Here is a 13,252-nt window from a genome sequence, read left to right as displayed (position 1 = left end):
ATGGCGTTCTACCGTCCCGAGCCGGCGATGCAGCAGCACCTGGTTGCTTTAATCGACAGGCTGGCGGCTGAGGGCCGTCCAGGTCTTCACGATCAAGTGGCCGTGAGCTGGGTGCGTTACGACACCACGTCGCCGACCAATGGCAGCGGTAGCGGTGCGGCCTGGGCTGACCAGAAGCTGCTCTATCCCGCCAGCGTGGTGAAGTTGTTGTATGCCGTGGCGGCCGAGCACTGGTTGCAGCGTGATCTGATTCCAGACAGCGAAGAACTTCGTCGTGCGCTTCTCGACATGCTGGCTGACTCCAGCAATGACGCCACGGGCTTGATCCTAGATCTGCTAACCGGCACCACCAGTGGTCCGCCGTTGCGCTCCCCTGCATGGGAGCAGTGGCAGCAGCAACGCCGTCTGGTGAATGATTGGTTTCATGGTTTCGGCTGGCCTGAGCTGGAGCGCGTCAATTGCTGCCAGAAAACCTGGGGTGATGGTCCTTATGGACGTGAGCGTGTGTTCTACGGGGAGGACAACAACAATCGCAATGCCCTCTGCACGGCTGCTGTCGCCAGGATTCTCGAGGCGGTCATGACTGATGGCGTGCTTTCACCCCCGGCCTGTCAGAGACTCCGAGCCCGATTGGCTCGCTCACTCAGCAAGTCAGACAGATTGAATGATCCGGAGAATCAAGTTGATGGCTTTCTTGGTGAGGGTTTGCCCGAAGGCAGTCAGCTCTGGAGTAAAGCCGGGTGGATGAGTCAGGCCCGTCATGACGCAGCCTGGTGGTGTATCGATGGGCAGGCACCTTGTCTGCTGGTGGTCTTCAGTGAAGGCAAGGAGCGCGCCGGCGATGAACATCTGCTTCCGCAGATGGCGAAGGAACTAGCGGCGTACGGAGCCGATTGACGACTCGCTGTTTCAGTTCAACGGAGAGGGAGGGATTCGAACCCTCGACAGAAGTTGCCTCCTGTAACTCCTTAGCAGGGAGCCGCTTTCAACCACTCAGCCACCTCTCCAGCGGCCCGCCCACCCTATCAAGAGGGTGCCCTTCAGACCACCAGTCGCGGCAGGCGATGCTTGAAGCTGCACAACACTTCCCAGGGGATGGAACCCGAAAGTTGCGCCCAGTCTTGGGGGCGGATGACCTGCTGTTCATTCTGTCCCAGCAGCGTAACGACATCACCGGTCTCAAGATCGGGATGATCGGTGACATCCAGAACCAGCTGATCCATGGTGATGGCACCAACCTGAGGAAGGGTTTGGCCGCGATGCAGGGCGTGGATTTGCCCTGACAGGCAGCGGCTGATTCCATCGGCGTAGCCGATACCGATCACGGCCAGTCGACTGGACCGATTGGTGACAAAGCGGTGCCCGTAGCTCACCCCCACACCTGCTGAGACCTCACGGATCAGGGTGACCCGCGCTTTCACGGTCATTGCCGGTTGAAGATCGAGGCTCTGCTCCAGATGGGCACCTGGGGCATGGCCGTAGAGAGCCAATCCCACTCGCACCTGATCGTGATGCAGCGATGGGTCCCGCAGGGTGCCTGCCGAATTGGCCAGATGTCGCTGCAAACCCTGTTGTCGGTGCTTACGCGTTACGGCCTCGAAACGCTCCTGCTGCAGGCGCGTGATCTGTTCGGCATGGCCTTCAAGTTCTCCATCGGCAAGAGCGAGATGGCTATAAACACCTCCTAGATTCAATTGATCGAGCTGCAGGATCGCCTCGGTCAGGCGTTCCCCGTCCTGCCAATCACAGCCGAGCCGAGTCATGCCGGTGTCGAGCTTGAGCTGCACCGTGAACTGACGGCCACTGCCATTGGCCAGGTTCTGGCAGAGAAGCGCCTCGCGCATGCTGCTCAGGGTGGGCATCAGCTGCCAGTGCAGGCAGGAGCGCAGTTCTTCGGGTTGGGTGAGATTGCCCAGCACCAGCACCGGCAACTCCAGTCCCGCGCGACGCAGTTCGATTCCCTCCTGCAGGGTGGCGACTCCAAGGCTGGTCGCCCCTCCGCAGATGGCGGCCCGGGCAACAGTTTCGGCTCCATGCCCGTAGCCGTCAGCCTTGACGACCGCCATCAGTGCGCAGTTTGTTGCCAGCAAACGTTTCAACGCTCTGGCGTTGTGTTCAACAGCGGAGGCCGATACTTCCATCCAGGCTCGCTGCCTCGGGTCAGCTCCAGCAGCCATCTCGAGGCTGGAGGGACTGTTGTGATCAGCGGACAGGTCGGGCATCGGGGCTGGGTAGTGAAGGTCACAAAGCTGCCCTTGTGACCCCGATAGCATGACGTGTAATCAGGGAGCTGGCATGGGCCAGGTTCTCGTTCTCAATGCGTCCTACGAGCCTTTGAACATCACCACCTGGCGTCGAGCCGTCGTGATGATGATCAAGGGGAAGGCCGAGAGTCTGGAACACGATTCCAAGCACCTTGTCCGCAGTGATATGCATCTGCCGACAGTCATCCGTCTGCGTCAATTCGTGCGCGTGCCTTTTCGCCAGGTCCCTATGACACGCCGCAACGTGTTTCAGCGGGATAATCACACCTGTCAGTACTGCGGCAGCCGGGAACTCCTATCGATTGACCATGTAATCCCCCGCAGCCGCGGTGGAACTGATGCCTGGGACAACGTGACCACGGCCTGTACGAGTTGCAATGTCCGCAAGGCAAGCCGCACCCCTTCAGAAGCGGGCATGCCTCTCAAACGGGTTCCGCGTCGTCCCCTCAGCAGTTTGAGTTTCGAGGCCGTTCGTCAGATCGATTCGGGTCGCCACAGCGAGTGGGCCAAATACGTCATCGGCGTCTGACCGATTTGGATCAATCGTCGGTCTGTTGGCTGAGTTGCTCCAGTTTGCTGCGCTGTTCCTCGGCGACACAGGCACCGATCACATCCTCCATCTGTCCCTGAAGAACGGATTCAAGACTGAAATTCCTACCCAGTCGATGATCGGTAACTCTGTTGTCTTTGGCGTTGTAGGTGCGGATTTTTTCGCTGCGGTCGCCCGTGCCCACTTGGGATCGTCGGGCTGAACTCTCCCGTTCATTCGCTTCGGCGAGCTGGCGCTCGTAGAGCTTGGCTCGCAGAATCTCCATGGCCCGCTCACGGTTCTGAAGCTGAGAGCGTTGCTGCGTACAGAACACACGGATGCCGCTCGGTTTGTGCAGCAGGTCCACGGCTGTTTCCACTTTGTTCACGTTTTGACCACCGGCTCCTCCCGATCGCGCCGTGCTGATCTCAAGATCTCCTGGTTCAATCTGCACTTCTACGGGATCTGCTTCCGGCATCACAGCCACCGTTGCTGTGGACGTATGCACACGGCCTTGGGATTCCGTTGCCGGTACACGCTGCACGCGATGAACACCGGCTTCAAATTTCAATTCGCTGAAGACGGCATCGCCTTTGACGGACAGAATCAGTTCTTTGTAACCGCCAAGGTCGGCCTCGCTGGCGCTCACGGGCTGGACCGTCCAACCGCGTCGGCTGCTGAATCGCTCATACATGCGGGCAAGGTCTCCAGCCCAGAGTGAGGCTTCATCGCCGCCTGCCCCGGCTCTGATTTCCAGCATCACACTGCGTTGATCGCGCGGATCCTGGGGAAGCAGTGCAAGTGTCAGCCGTTGGATCAGTTCGTCATGATGTTGCTCTAGAGCTTGCAGTTCCAGCTGCGCCAGTTCTTCCATCTCGGCATCGCCGCGGCTTTCACGCAGCAGCGTTCGCGCCTGATCCCGTTCATGGAGAACGTTCTGAAGGCTGTTGTAATCGACGACCAGAGGTTCAAGGCGCGAGCGTTCTTTGGCCACGGACTGCAGACGCTCCGGATCCGAAGCCACATCGGGGTCAGCGAGTTGGCGTTCCAGGTTGTGGAAACTGCTGGTCGCGGCCTCAAGACGGCTGATCAGAGTTGAGGAGTCCATGGCCTCAGAAGCATGGTCGGGAAAGGACCTGACGGTTGTGCCCTTTCAGAAAAAAGCCCCGAAGGCAGAGCAGTGTCTGCATTCGGGGGCAAAAAATGTAGTGATCGATCGCTTGTGCGTCGATTGCAGAGCGCATCAGGCTTCAGCCTTCGACTCGTCCTTAGCGGGGGCTTTCTTGTCTTCGTTGACGCTGGCGGTGCTGCCCATGCCGTACTTGCGCATAAAGCGATCCACACGTCCTTCAGTGTCGAGAATCTTCTGGGTACCAGTGAAGAACGGATGGTTACCACTCCAAACGTCTACATGGATTTCCGGCTGTGTGGAGCCAGTGGTCATGACCACTTCTCCGTTGCAGATCACCTTGGCGTCGGGGTACCAGGTTGGATGAATGTCGGGCTTGGGCATGACAGGGATCAGCGCTTGGAGAACTGGGGAGCTTTGCGGGCTTTCTTGAGGCCGTACTTGCGACGCTCCTTGGCCCGTGGGTCACGACTGAGGTGACCTTCGGTTTTGAGAGGTTTGCGATTATCGGAGGAGAGCTCGCAAAGAGCCCTAGCGGCGCCCTGCTTGATGGCATCAGCCTGTCCGGTGAGCCCACCTCCTCTCACGTTGACGAGCACGTCGTACTCAGTGGTCAGACCCAGAGTCTGTAATGGCGCCTTGACGGCAGCGATGTACGCAGGGTTGTAATTGAGATAGTTATCTCCAGGACGACCGTTGATGGTGATCGTGCCGTTACCGGGGATCAGGCGAACGCGGGCGACTGAGGTCTTACGACGACCGGTGCCCCAATAGACGACAGAATTGGAGGTGCTCATTTGGCGGAAGCGGCGGGATCGAGCTGCAGGGGCTGAGGCTGCTGGGCGGAATGCGGATGATCTGCACCCTTGTACACCTTCAGTTTGCGGAACATCTGGCGACCCAAAGCGTTGTGGGGAAGCATGCCCTTGATGGCTTTTTCCACGATTCGCTCAGGAAGACGCTCCTGAAGATGAGCGAAGGTCTCTACCTTCATTCCTCCGGGGCGTCCGGAATGTCGGCGATAAAGCTTCTGTTGCGGCTTGCTGCCACTGACCTTCACCTTTTCGGCATTGACGACAACGACAAAATCGCCGGTGTCGAGGTGAGGGGTGTAGCTGGCTTTGTTTTTGCCGCGAAGCACGGAAGCCACTTCGGTCGCCAGACGGCCGAGAGTTTGATTCTCAGCGTCCACCAGATACCACTGGCGGTCGATTGAATCGATGGAGGGGACGGAGGTCTTGTTCATCGCGCCGGCATGCCGGTTCGGTTATGCCCCGTCGCTAGCGACGAAGCTGGGCAGGAGCTTCAGCCACGCCATGGCGTGCTGTTCAAAGCTCAAAGATCGACTTTACCTGTCGATGGTTCCCTCACTGATCGAATCAGTTGAGTGGAATGGCCCGCTCAGGTACTGATTGGCCACGGGGGAGGATCCGGAGGAGGGTCCTCTGAGGCCAGAAAAAACGTCGGTTGACAATCGTACCAGCCGCCCTTGCTGAAGATGCTTTCCGGATAACCGGCGCGCAGCAGGCAGAGTCCCTGCGCCGGTGCTCCATCTTTTACTTCACTGCGGCGACGTTCTCTCCAACGGCGTTCAAAGTGTTCCGGCGTCAGTCGGTGCTCTCCAACAGCTACGAGCTGGCCCGTCAGCAGACGCACCATCCCATACAGAAAACCGCTGGCCTGAATCTCGAAGTGAATCAGGTCTCCTCGCCGCTGGATGGACACATCCTGGATCGTTGTGCGCGAGTGGGATCGTCGGCTGCCTGCTCGTTGGAACGCTGCAAAGTCGTGACTTCCAAGTAGGCCCTGAAGTGCTTGTTCCATCGCCTGTTCATCCAGTCGTGTCTGGTAGCGATGCCAGCTCCAGGGCGCAAGAAACAGGTTTGGCCTTCGACCGTTGTAAAGGGTGTAGCGGTAGCGCCGGTAGCTGGCGGAGTAGCAGGCGTGCCATCCAAGGGGACGTTCCACCGCTTCTCGCACCCGGATCGAGGACGGCAAACGGCCATTGAGAGCAGGCGCCCAGCGCTTAGCTGGTATGGGGCCGCAGCTGTCGAAATGCACCACCTGACCGGAGGCATGGACGCCAGCATCTGTCCGCCCTGCAGCCACGGTCTGTATCGGCCGATGGGGGTCGAGCACTGAGATGGCATCGTCGAGCACCGATTGCACGCTGGTGCCGTTGGGTTGACGTTGCCATCCACAAAATGAAGAGCCCTCGTACTGGAGACTGAGAGCAATCCGCTTAAGGCGGATGCCGACAGCCTCAGCCGAGGGTTCCGGGATGGTGATTTCCGTGATGCTGACGCCGAACCTCAGACCAGCTCAATGATCGCCATCTCGGCATTGTCTCCGCGACGACGCACCGTACGAGTGATGCGGGTGTAGCCACCTTTGCGATCGCCGTAGCGATCAGGAGCTTTCTCGAACAGGGCATGCACAAGCTGCTTGTCGTAGACGTATCCCAGAACCCTGCGCCGGGAGGCAAGGCTGCCCTCCTTGGCGAGAGTAATCATCCGTTCGGTTTCGTCACGCAGTGCCTTGGCACGGGCTTTGGTGGTGGTGACGCGACCTTCGCGGATCAGCTGTGTTGTGAGGCCACGAAGCATGGCTTTGCGTTGGTCAGCGGGACGTCCCAGCTGTGGGACTCGACATTGGTGACGCATGGTTCTGGAGGGACTGGAGTACGGGGGAAGGTAAGAGTCAGACGCTGGTGCGGCTCTGGGGGATTTGAATGCCGATCCTTTCAAGCGCTTCAATCACTTCATCAGCCGACTTGGAACCGAAGTTCTTGATCTCCAGTAGATCCTCGTAGCTGAAGCCCATCAGATCGGAGACGGAATTGACCTGAGCGCGCTTCAGGCAGTTGTAGGCACGCACAGACAGATTCAATTCTTCGAGAGGAATCTGAGCTTCGGCAGTCGGCTCAGGTTCTGCCTGAACTTCTTCCACCATGGTGACGGTGGCGAGAGGTTGGAAGAGCTCGATCAGTTGGTTCGCGGACTGAGCGATGGCATCGTCAGGTGTGATCGAACCATCGGTTACCACTTCCATGCGCAGGCGCTCTCGGGCGGAACCACCCTCAGCTACTGCCGTCTCGTCAATGGTGAAGTTCACCCTGTGCACGGGCATGAACACGGAATCGATCTGGAGAAGATCGATCGCGCTGGTGTCTTCGTTGTGACGGTCGACGGGGCGATAGCCCACACCGCGCTCCACATGAACCTCGAGCTCGAGGCTGTAGCCATCGCTCACCGTGGCGATCACGCGTTCACCATCCACGACCTGGACCTGGGAGGAGAACTGCAGATCCCGGGCTTTCACCGTTGCAGGGCCAGCAATGACAAGACGACCGATCTCAAGCTCGTTGGTGCGGCTGTTGACCGTGATCTGTTTGCAGTTCAGCAGAATATCGAGCACATCCTCCCGAACTCCGGGGATGGTCGCGTACTCGTGGTTGACTCCGGCAATCCGGACAGCTGTGACAGCGGTGCCTTCAAGATTGCCCATGAGCACACGCCGCAGGGAATTGCCTAGGGTTGTGGCCTGGCCCCGTTCGAGGGGGCCGATGAGAAACACACCGGTCTGGGAGCGATCGTCAGCGATCTGGTGCTCGATACGGTCGATCTGGTATTGCAACACAGTCTGAGGCGGGGGAGAGAGGGACCTGAACAGGGACGCGTTGGCTCAGACGCGCCGACGCTTGGCACGGCGACAGCCGTTGTGAGGCAGGGGAGTGACGTCGCGGATCAAAGTGATTTCTAGGCCAGCAACCTGCAAAGCCCTGATCGCGGTTTCACGGCCTGAGCCGGGGCCACGCACAAGCACTTCGATCTGGCGCATGCCCTGCTCAAGAGCTCTGCGGGCCGCTGCTTCGGCTGCGGTCTGCGCTGCAAATGGGGTGCCCTTGCGCGCACCTTTGAAGCCGCTGGCACCTGCCGAGGACCAGGAGATGACTTCTCCAGTGGTATCGGTGATCGAGACGATCGTGTTGTTGAAGGTGCTTTGGATATGGGCAACGCCATTGGGAACGTTGCGTTTGGCCTTCTTGGGACCTGATTTCTTGACTGTTTTGGCCATGGGCCTGGAGATGGAGGGGGCTTAAGGAACTGAAGGATCCGATGGGCCGAAGCGGCTTATTTCTTCTTGCCGGCCACGGTCTTGCGAGCTCCGCGACGGGTTCGCGCATTCGTGCGGGTTCGCTGTCCGCGCACCGGGAGGCTCATGCGATGGCGCCGACCGCGCACGCAGCCGATGTCCTGGAGGCGCTTGAGGGCCATCCCCTCCTGCCTGCGCAGGTCACCCTCAATGGTGAAGGTCTCGGTGGCACCGCGCAGTTTCTGCACATCACCGTCCTCGAGATCCTTCACTCTGATGTCGGGATTGACACCAGTCTTGGAAAGGATGGTTTTGGCCCGGGTCGGGCCAATTCCGTAGATGTAGGTGAGGGCGACTTCGATCCGCTTGTCGCGGGGAATGTCGACACCAGCAATCCGTGCCACTGAGCAATTAATCGAGGTGGACAATGACTTCCTTTGCCTGGGAAGTCTTCAATTCAGGGAGCAGGGACAGGACCCTGCGATGAGAGGGCAGGCCGAGGCTTCAGCCCTGGCGTTGCTTGTTGCGAGGGCGCTTCTTATTGATCACGTAGATGCGACCTCTGCGCTTGACGATTTGATCGTCAGGGCTGATTTTTTTAACCGAGGAACGCACCTTCATGGGGCGAAGCTCTCCATTGTTGCAAACAGCTACCGTACCACAGCGGGTCAAGCAACAACATTCTCGATTCGCTCAGCAATGGCTTCAACACTGCCGTTGGCCTGCACTCTGACCAGCAGGTTCTGCTTGCTGTAGTGATCGATCAGGGGAGCTGTCTGCTGCTTGTAGACCTCAAGACGGTTGCGGATCACCACCTCGTTGTCGTCAGCACGACCGCGGCCGAGCATTCGCTCGATCAGAACGGAATCATCAAGCTCCAGCAACACAACGCTCTCAATCGCTTGATCGAGTTCCTGAAGCAGAGGCGCCAGTGCCTCGGCCTGCGCCACGTTGCGTGGAAAGCCATCCATCAGCCAGCCCTGGCCGTTAAGAGCAGAGAGCTGTGCCTTGACGATGGCCAGCACCAAGTTGTCCGTAACCAATGCACCCCGGTTCATTACGGCTTCCGCTTCCTTGCCGAGGTCACTGCCTGCGGCCACCTCAGCTCTGAGCAGATCGCCGGTGGACAGATGCCGAAGATCGTGCTTTTCGCAGAGAAGGGCAGCTTGCGTGCCCTTGCCGGCACCGGGCGGGCCCACAAACAGAAGACGTTGTTTCATGGCGATTCTGGGTGGTTGAGGTAGACGAGATCAACAGATGTGGAGGATCCGCCGCTGTTGTGTTGTTTCGGAGCGACTGCCCGAAGGTGCCGAGTTACTGGCGCACCATTCCCTCGTAGCGCTGAGAGATCACATAGGTCTGCACTTGCTTGGCAGTGTCAATCGCAACACCCACCAGGATCAGCAGCGAGGTAGCTCCAAGGCCTTGGAAGGTTTGCACATTGGTTGCACGCTCCACGGCAGAAGGAATGATGGCGACAGCACCGAGGAAGAGTCCGCCCAGCAGAGTGAGTCTGTTTTTAACCCCCTCGAGGTAATTCGCTGTTGCTGTTCCAGGCCTGACTCCTGGGATTGCTACCCCTCCGCGCTTGAGATTGCTGGCGACATCCACCGGGTTAAAGGTCAGGGACGCATAGAAATAAGAGAAGCCGAGAATCAGGGAGAAGAACACCAAGGCATAAGGCCATGGGTTCGAGCTGCCTGGATTCAGGGCAGTGGCTGCTCGGATCAGAAAAGGGTTCTGGCTGAAGTTGGCAATCGTGATCGGCAGGAAAATTAGAGCCGAGGCAAAGATGATCGGCATCACGCCGCCGGCATTGAGCTTCAAGGGCAGGTAGCTCTGGCGATTGGGCAAGACGGCTCCGCCGCCCACCTGACGCTTCGCACTGACGATCGGAAGCCGGCGTTGTCCTTCCTGCACAAAGATGATTCCCACGATCGTGACCAGGAACACCAGAACCAGGATCACGATTCCGAACACATCGTTGCGATCGCCGGTTTGGGCTTTCTCAATGGTGGAGCCGAGCGCTTGAGGCAGGGTGGCCACAATGTTCAGGAAGATCACGAGTGAGGCTCCCTGGCCGATGCCTCGTTCTGTGATCACTTCACTCAGCCACATCACGATCATCGATCCGGTGACCAGGGCCAGTGCTGTCTGCACCACGAACACACCGACGGGAAGTCCCTCTACTGCGTAAGGGCGCAGGATCATGGCGAAGACCACGCTTTGAATCAGACCCCAGCCGAGTGCGACGTAGCGCGTGATCTGAGCGAGTTTGCGACGACCCGCTTCTCCCTCATTTTTCTGCAGATCCTCCAGTTGTGGAAGGGATGCTGTGAGCAGCTGAAGGATGATCGAGGCATTGATGAATGGCAGGATCCCGAGAGCGAAGATGCCCAGGGTGGAGATGCCGCCGCCAGTGAAGATGTCGAGGAAACCAATCAGTTGTCCACCCTGTTGGATGAACTGTTCGAAAGCGACACGGTCAATGCCTGGCATCGGGATGTAGATGCCGAGACGCACGAGCATCAACAGCCCCAGAGTTGTGAGAACCCTGCCTCTCAGCTCAGGGTTCTGAACCAGCTGGGTGATGACTTCAGTGGCGCTGGGATTTCGTCCCCGACTGACGAGCATGGAACAGAGATTGTGTGATTGAGCTTGCTGCAGCAAAGCCGTCCGCCGATGACATTCCGGCGGACGGCTCAGACGTTAGATCTGTGGAGGTCGATCGATGGATCTCAGTCCAGCAGTTCGCAGGTGCCACCGGCTGCCTCGATTTTGGTTCGTGCTGATGTCGTAAAAGCAGCAGCTTGAACGGTGAGCTTGGCCTTGAGTTCCCCGTTGCCGAGGATTTTCAGAGGGTGCTTGGGGCTTGTGACAACGCCATCCTTGACGAGTGAGTCGAGGTTGACTGTGCTGCCGGCTTTGAGCTCATTCAGTGCTGACACGTTCACAACGGTGAAGTTTTTGGGATTCACCAATGTGAAGTGCTTCAGCTTGGGCACTCGCCTGTACAGGGGCATCTGACCGCCCTCAAAACCGGGGCGGGTCGGTCGGCCGGAACGGGATTTCTGGCCACGCATGCCGAAACCGCAGCTCGCACCCTGTCCAGCGGCGATGCCGCGACCTTTGCGCAGTTTGCGGCGCCGCGCGCCTTTATTGGGCTTTAGGGAATCAAGTCGGAGATTAGTCATGGGGAATCAGGAATAGATCTGCTCGAGGGAGATCCCCCGTTCCTTGGCGGTCTCCTTGTGAGTGCGGAGACTATCGAGAGCCACCATGGCGGCCCGGGCGTTGTTTAGAGGGGTTTTGCTGCCCAGTCGCTTAGCGAGCACGTTTTTAATGCCAGCAAGCTCGAGAACTGTGCGAATCGAGCCGCCTGCAATGACACCGGTACCGGGGGCTGCAGGACGAATTAAGACGCTGGCTGCACCATCGCGACCGTTGGACAGGGTCGGAATGGAGTTGTGACGTGTCAAAGGCACTTTGACGAGATGCTTTTTGCCGTCAGCTACACCCTTGCGCACGGCGCCGATCACGTCGCCGGCCTTGCCGACACCGACGCCGACCTGACCGCGCTCGTTCCCGACAACCACAATGGCCCGGAAGCTCATCTTCTTGCCGCCTTTCACAGTTTTAGAGACGCGGCGGATCTGGACTACACGCTCTTGCCATTCGGAGTCACGCTCCTGGTTGCGTCGGTCGCCACGGCGTCCGCCACGGCGGTCACCACGGTCGCGACCTCCACCACGGCGTTGTTCCTGTTGCTGGCCTTCTGCCGCCGCAGGAACATCGGCCGCCGATGGCACGTCGTTGGGATTGGTCTGGGGGTTGGAATCGGTCATGTTGAGAGCAGGATCAGAACTGAAGGCCCGCTTCCCGGGCGGCGTCGGCAAGGGCTTTCACCCGGCCGTGATACAGGTTGCCGCCGCGATCGAAGACCACCTGTTGGATGCCCTTGGCAAGGGCGCGTTTGGCCACCAGTTCACCAACGGCTACCGATGCATTGCAATCATTACCGTTGGCCTTGAGGCTAGTGCGCAGGTCCTTGTCAATGGTCGACGCTGAGCAGAGTGTGCTCTGAGCGACATCATCAATGACCTGGGCATAGATGTGGCTGTTGGAGCGGAACACGGCCAGGCGGGGTTTGCCGGCGGTGCCGCTGAGGTGACGACGCAGGCGTCGATGACGCTTCTGGGTCTGTTGTTTACGGGAGAGGGTCGACATGGTGGGTAAAGAAGAACGGCGTCTAGTAGTGGATTACTTTTTGCCCGACTTGCCTGCCTTGCGAAGGATCCATTCGCCCTCGTACCGGATCCCTTTGCCCTTGTAGGGCTCGGGCGGACGGATGGAGCGAATTTTGGCGGCTTCATTACCCACCAATTCCTTGTCGATCCCAGACACAGTCACCTTGGTGTTGTTTTCAACTTTGAAGGTGATGCCGTTAGGAGCGGCAACCTCGATGGGGTGGCTGTAACCAGCGGAGACAACCAGGGTGGTGCCTTTTACCTGGGCCCTGGAGCCGACTCCAATGATTTCAAGGCTTTTGCTGAAACCGCTCTCGACGCCAACAATCATGTTGTTAACGAGAGCGCGGCATAGGCCATGGCGCTCACGGGAGGTGCGCTTGCTGCTGGTGGGAGACAGCACGATGGTGTTCTCCACCTGATCGATGCTCACGCCCTCAGGCAGTGTGCGTTTGAGTTCTCCCTTCGGTCCCTTCACCGTGACAGAGAGGCCGTTGAGGCTCACGGTCACCTTCTCAGGGATGGGGATGGGGGCTTTACCGATACGTGACATGGTTGTGGCTCCGGATCAAAGGACGTAGCAGAGCACTTCACCGCCCACGCCCTGCTTGCGGGCATCGCGGTCGCTCATCACACCCTTGGAGGTGGAGATGATCGCCACCCCCAGTCCGCCGAGGACCTTGGGAAGGCCACGGGTGTTCTTGTAGATGCGCAGACCAGGCTTGCTCACCCGCTGCATGGAGCGGATGGTGGGTTGGCGGTTCTTTCCGCTGTACTTCAGTTCAAGCACCAAGTTGGTGTGAACTCCTTCGCCTTCCTCGCTGATCTCGGCGATGAAGCCTTCCTGCTGCAGCACTTTGGCGATGCTGCGAGACATGCGGGAGGCAGGTACTTTCGTGCTCTGGTGACGTTTCTCACTCGCATTGCGAATGCGGGTGAGCATGTCGGAAATAGGGTCGTGATTGGCCATAGTGGTTTCCGAGGAGGG

20 protein-coding genes and 1 tRNA gene are annotated in these 13,252 nt (G+C 58.9%); 2 read left to right on the top strand and 19 right to left on the bottom strand.

Going from position 1 to position 13,252, the window contains the following annotated elements:
* On the top strand, positions 1-897 hold the full coding sequence (locus tag DXY31_RS08330) for a serine hydrolase (protein WP_114993369.1): 897 nt from the start codon (positions 1-3) through the stop codon (positions 895-897).
* A 21-nt stretch (positions 898-918) separates the two neighbouring features.
* Here DXY31_RS08330 and DXY31_RS08325 read toward each other — a convergent pair.
* Together DXY31_RS08325 and alr are read right to left on the bottom strand one after the other, a co-directional pair.
* Positions 919-1,007: transfer RNA gene (locus DXY31_RS08325), tRNA-Ser, on the bottom strand.
* A 33-nt stretch (positions 1,008-1,040) separates the two neighbouring features.
* A complete protein-coding gene (gene alr / locus DXY31_RS08320; protein WP_114993328.1) occupies positions 1,041-2,222 on the bottom strand; it encodes an alanine racemase in 1,182 nt (393 codons plus the stop codon).
* 73 nt (positions 2,223-2,295) lie between these two features.
* Between alr and DXY31_RS08315 the strand changes: the two genes are divergently transcribed.
* Positions 2,296-2,793, top strand: coding sequence for an HNH endonuclease (locus DXY31_RS08315; RefSeq protein ID WP_114993327.1), 498 nt, complete (start codon positions 2,296-2,298; stop codon positions 2,791-2,793).
* A 10-nt stretch (positions 2,794-2,803) separates the two neighbouring features.
* Here DXY31_RS08315 and prfA read toward each other — a convergent pair whose 3' ends face one another.
* From prfA to rpsH, 17 genes are all read right to left on the bottom strand, one after another.
* The gene (gene prfA / locus DXY31_RS08310) at positions 2,804-3,901 is read right to left on the bottom strand and encodes a peptide chain release factor 1 (RefSeq protein ID WP_114993326.1); all 1,098 of its coding nucleotides are present in this window, start codon (positions 3,899-3,901) and stop codon (positions 2,804-2,806) included.
* 135 nt (positions 3,902-4,036) lie between these two features.
* Positions 4,037-4,306 carry a 50S ribosomal protein L31 gene (rpmE, locus tag DXY31_RS08305; RefSeq protein ID WP_114993325.1) on the bottom strand — a complete coding sequence of 90 codons (270 nt, stop codon included), beginning with the start codon at positions 4,304-4,306 and terminating at the stop codon, positions 4,037-4,039.
* 8 nt (positions 4,307-4,314) lie between these two features.
* Positions 4,315-4,719, bottom strand: coding sequence for a 30S ribosomal protein S9 (gene rpsI, locus DXY31_RS08300; protein WP_066904513.1), 405 nt, complete (start codon positions 4,717-4,719; stop codon positions 4,315-4,317).
* A complete protein-coding gene (rplM, locus tag DXY31_RS08295; protein ID WP_066904508.1) occupies positions 4,716-5,168 on the bottom strand; it encodes a 50S ribosomal protein L13 in 453 nt (150 codons plus the stop codon). The genes rpsI and rplM overlap by 4 nt, the downstream gene beginning before the upstream one ends.
* 155 nt (positions 5,169-5,323) lie before the next feature.
* Positions 5,324-6,211, bottom strand: coding sequence for a tRNA pseudouridine(38-40) synthase TruA (gene truA / locus DXY31_RS08290; protein WP_170953629.1), 888 nt, complete (start codon positions 6,209-6,211; stop codon positions 5,324-5,326).
* Positions 6,212-6,234: 23 nt separating this feature from the next.
* On the bottom strand, positions 6,235-6,585 hold the full coding sequence (gene rplQ, locus DXY31_RS08285) for a 50S ribosomal protein L17 (protein WP_114993323.1): 351 nt from the start codon (positions 6,583-6,585) through the stop codon (positions 6,235-6,237).
* Positions 6,586-6,622: 37 nt separating this feature from the next.
* A complete protein-coding gene (locus DXY31_RS08280) occupies positions 6,623-7,561 on the bottom strand; it encodes a DNA-directed RNA polymerase subunit alpha (RefSeq protein ID WP_066904499.1) in 939 nt (312 codons plus the stop codon).
* Between the two features lie 45 nt (positions 7,562-7,606).
* The gene (gene rpsK, locus DXY31_RS08275; RefSeq protein WP_066904496.1) at positions 7,607-7,999 is read right to left on the bottom strand and encodes a 30S ribosomal protein S11; all 393 of its coding nucleotides are present in this window, start codon (positions 7,997-7,999) and stop codon (positions 7,607-7,609) included.
* 56 nt (positions 8,000-8,055) lie between these two features.
* Entirely contained in the window at positions 8,056-8,421 is a 366-nt protein-coding gene (rpsM, locus tag DXY31_RS08270) for a 30S ribosomal protein S13 (protein WP_114993368.1), read from the bottom strand.
* Positions 8,422-8,521: 100 nt separating this feature from the next.
* A complete protein-coding gene (gene rpmJ, locus DXY31_RS08265) occupies positions 8,522-8,638 on the bottom strand; it encodes a 50S ribosomal protein L36 (protein ID WP_066904998.1) in 117 nt (38 codons plus the stop codon).
* Positions 8,639-8,685: 47 nt separating this feature from the next.
* Positions 8,686-9,237, bottom strand: coding sequence for an adenylate kinase (locus DXY31_RS08260; RefSeq protein ID WP_114993322.1), 552 nt, complete (start codon positions 9,235-9,237; stop codon positions 8,686-8,688).
* Positions 9,238-9,331: 94 nt separating this feature from the next.
* Positions 9,332-10,651 (bottom strand): preprotein translocase subunit SecY, encoded by a 1,320-nt coding sequence (secY, locus tag DXY31_RS08255; RefSeq protein WP_066904995.1) that lies wholly within the window; start codon positions 10,649-10,651, stop codon positions 9,332-9,334.
* Positions 10,652-10,755: 104 nt separating this feature from the next.
* Entirely contained in the window at positions 10,756-11,211 is a 456-nt protein-coding gene (rplO, locus tag DXY31_RS08250) for a 50S ribosomal protein L15 (protein WP_114993321.1), read from the bottom strand.
* 6 nt (positions 11,212-11,217) lie between these two features.
* Positions 11,218-11,862 carry a 30S ribosomal protein S5 gene (gene rpsE, locus DXY31_RS08245; protein ID WP_114993320.1) on the bottom strand — a complete coding sequence of 215 codons (645 nt, stop codon included), beginning with the start codon at positions 11,860-11,862 and terminating at the stop codon, positions 11,218-11,220.
* A gap of 13 nt (positions 11,863-11,875) precedes the next feature.
* The gene (rplR, locus tag DXY31_RS08240) at positions 11,876-12,244 is read right to left on the bottom strand and encodes a 50S ribosomal protein L18 (RefSeq protein ID WP_114993319.1); all 369 of its coding nucleotides are present in this window, start codon (positions 12,242-12,244) and stop codon (positions 11,876-11,878) included.
* 33 nt (positions 12,245-12,277) lie between these two features.
* On the bottom strand, positions 12,278-12,817 hold the full coding sequence (rplF, locus tag DXY31_RS08235) for a 50S ribosomal protein L6 (RefSeq protein WP_114993318.1): 540 nt from the start codon (positions 12,815-12,817) through the stop codon (positions 12,278-12,280).
* 15 nt (positions 12,818-12,832) lie between these two features.
* Entirely contained in the window at positions 12,833-13,234 is a 402-nt protein-coding gene (gene rpsH, locus DXY31_RS08230) for a 30S ribosomal protein S8 (RefSeq protein WP_066904475.1), read from the bottom strand.
* Between the last annotated feature and the right edge of the window lie 18 nt (positions 13,235-13,252).

The organism is Synechococcus sp. UW179A, from assembly GCF_900473965.1.
Taxonomy (GTDB): Bacteria; Cyanobacteriota; Cyanobacteriia; order PCC-6307; family Cyanobiaceae; genus Synechococcus_C.
This window is presented reverse-complemented; position numbering and strand designations above follow the sequence as displayed.

Coding starts and splice junctions, on each gene's coding strand:
- secY (WP_066904995.1), bottom strand. CDS start 10,651: ATGCTCGTCAGTCGGGGACGAAATCCCAGCGCCACTGAAGTCATCACC.
- DXY31_RS08315 (WP_114993327.1), top strand. CDS start 2,296: ATGGGCCAGGTTCTCGTTCTCAATGCGTCCTACGAGCCTTTGAACATC.
- rplM (WP_066904508.1), bottom strand. CDS start 5,168: ATGAACAAGACCTCCGTCCCCTCCATCGATTCAATCGACCGCCAGTGG.
- rpmJ (WP_066904998.1), bottom strand. CDS start 8,638: ATGAAGGTGCGTTCCTCGGTTAAAAAAATCAGCCCTGACGATCAAATC.
- DXY31_RS08330 (WP_114993369.1), top strand. CDS start 1: ATGGCGTTCTACCGTCCCGAGCCGGCGATGCAGCAGCACCTGGTTGCT.
- rplQ (WP_114993323.1), bottom strand. CDS start 6,585: ATGCGTCACCAATGTCGAGTCCCACAGCTGGGACGTCCCGCTGACCAA.
- alr (WP_114993328.1), bottom strand. CDS start 2,222: ATGCCCGACCTGTCCGCTGATCACAACAGTCCCTCCAGCCTCGAGATG.
- prfA (WP_114993326.1), bottom strand. CDS start 3,901: ATGGACTCCTCAACTCTGATCAGCCGTCTTGAGGCCGCGACCAGCAGT.
- rpsK (WP_066904496.1), bottom strand. CDS start 7,999: ATGGCCAAAACAGTCAAGAAATCAGGTCCCAAGAAGGCCAAACGCAAC.
- DXY31_RS08260 (WP_114993322.1), bottom strand. CDS start 9,237: ATGAAACAACGTCTTCTGTTTGTGGGCCCGCCCGGTGCCGGCAAGGGC.
- rpmE (WP_114993325.1), bottom strand. CDS start 4,306: ATGCCCAAGCCCGACATTCATCCAACCTGGTACCCCGACGCCAAGGTG.
- rplO (WP_114993321.1), bottom strand. CDS start 11,211: ATGACTAATCTCCGACTTGATTCCCTAAAGCCCAATAAAGGCGCGCGG.
- rpsI (WP_066904513.1), bottom strand. CDS start 4,719: ATGAGCACCTCCAATTCTGTCGTCTATTGGGGCACCGGTCGTCGTAAG.
- rplR (WP_114993319.1), bottom strand. CDS start 12,244: ATGTCGACCCTCTCCCGTAAACAACAGACCCAGAAGCGTCATCGACGC.
- rpsE (WP_114993320.1), bottom strand. CDS start 11,862: ATGACCGATTCCAACCCCCAGACCAATCCCAACGACGTGCCATCGGCG.
- rplF (WP_114993318.1), bottom strand. CDS start 12,817: ATGTCACGTATCGGTAAAGCCCCCATCCCCATCCCTGAGAAGGTGACC.
- rpsH (WP_066904475.1), bottom strand. CDS start 13,234: ATGGCCAATCACGACCCTATTTCCGACATGCTCACCCGCATTCGCAAT.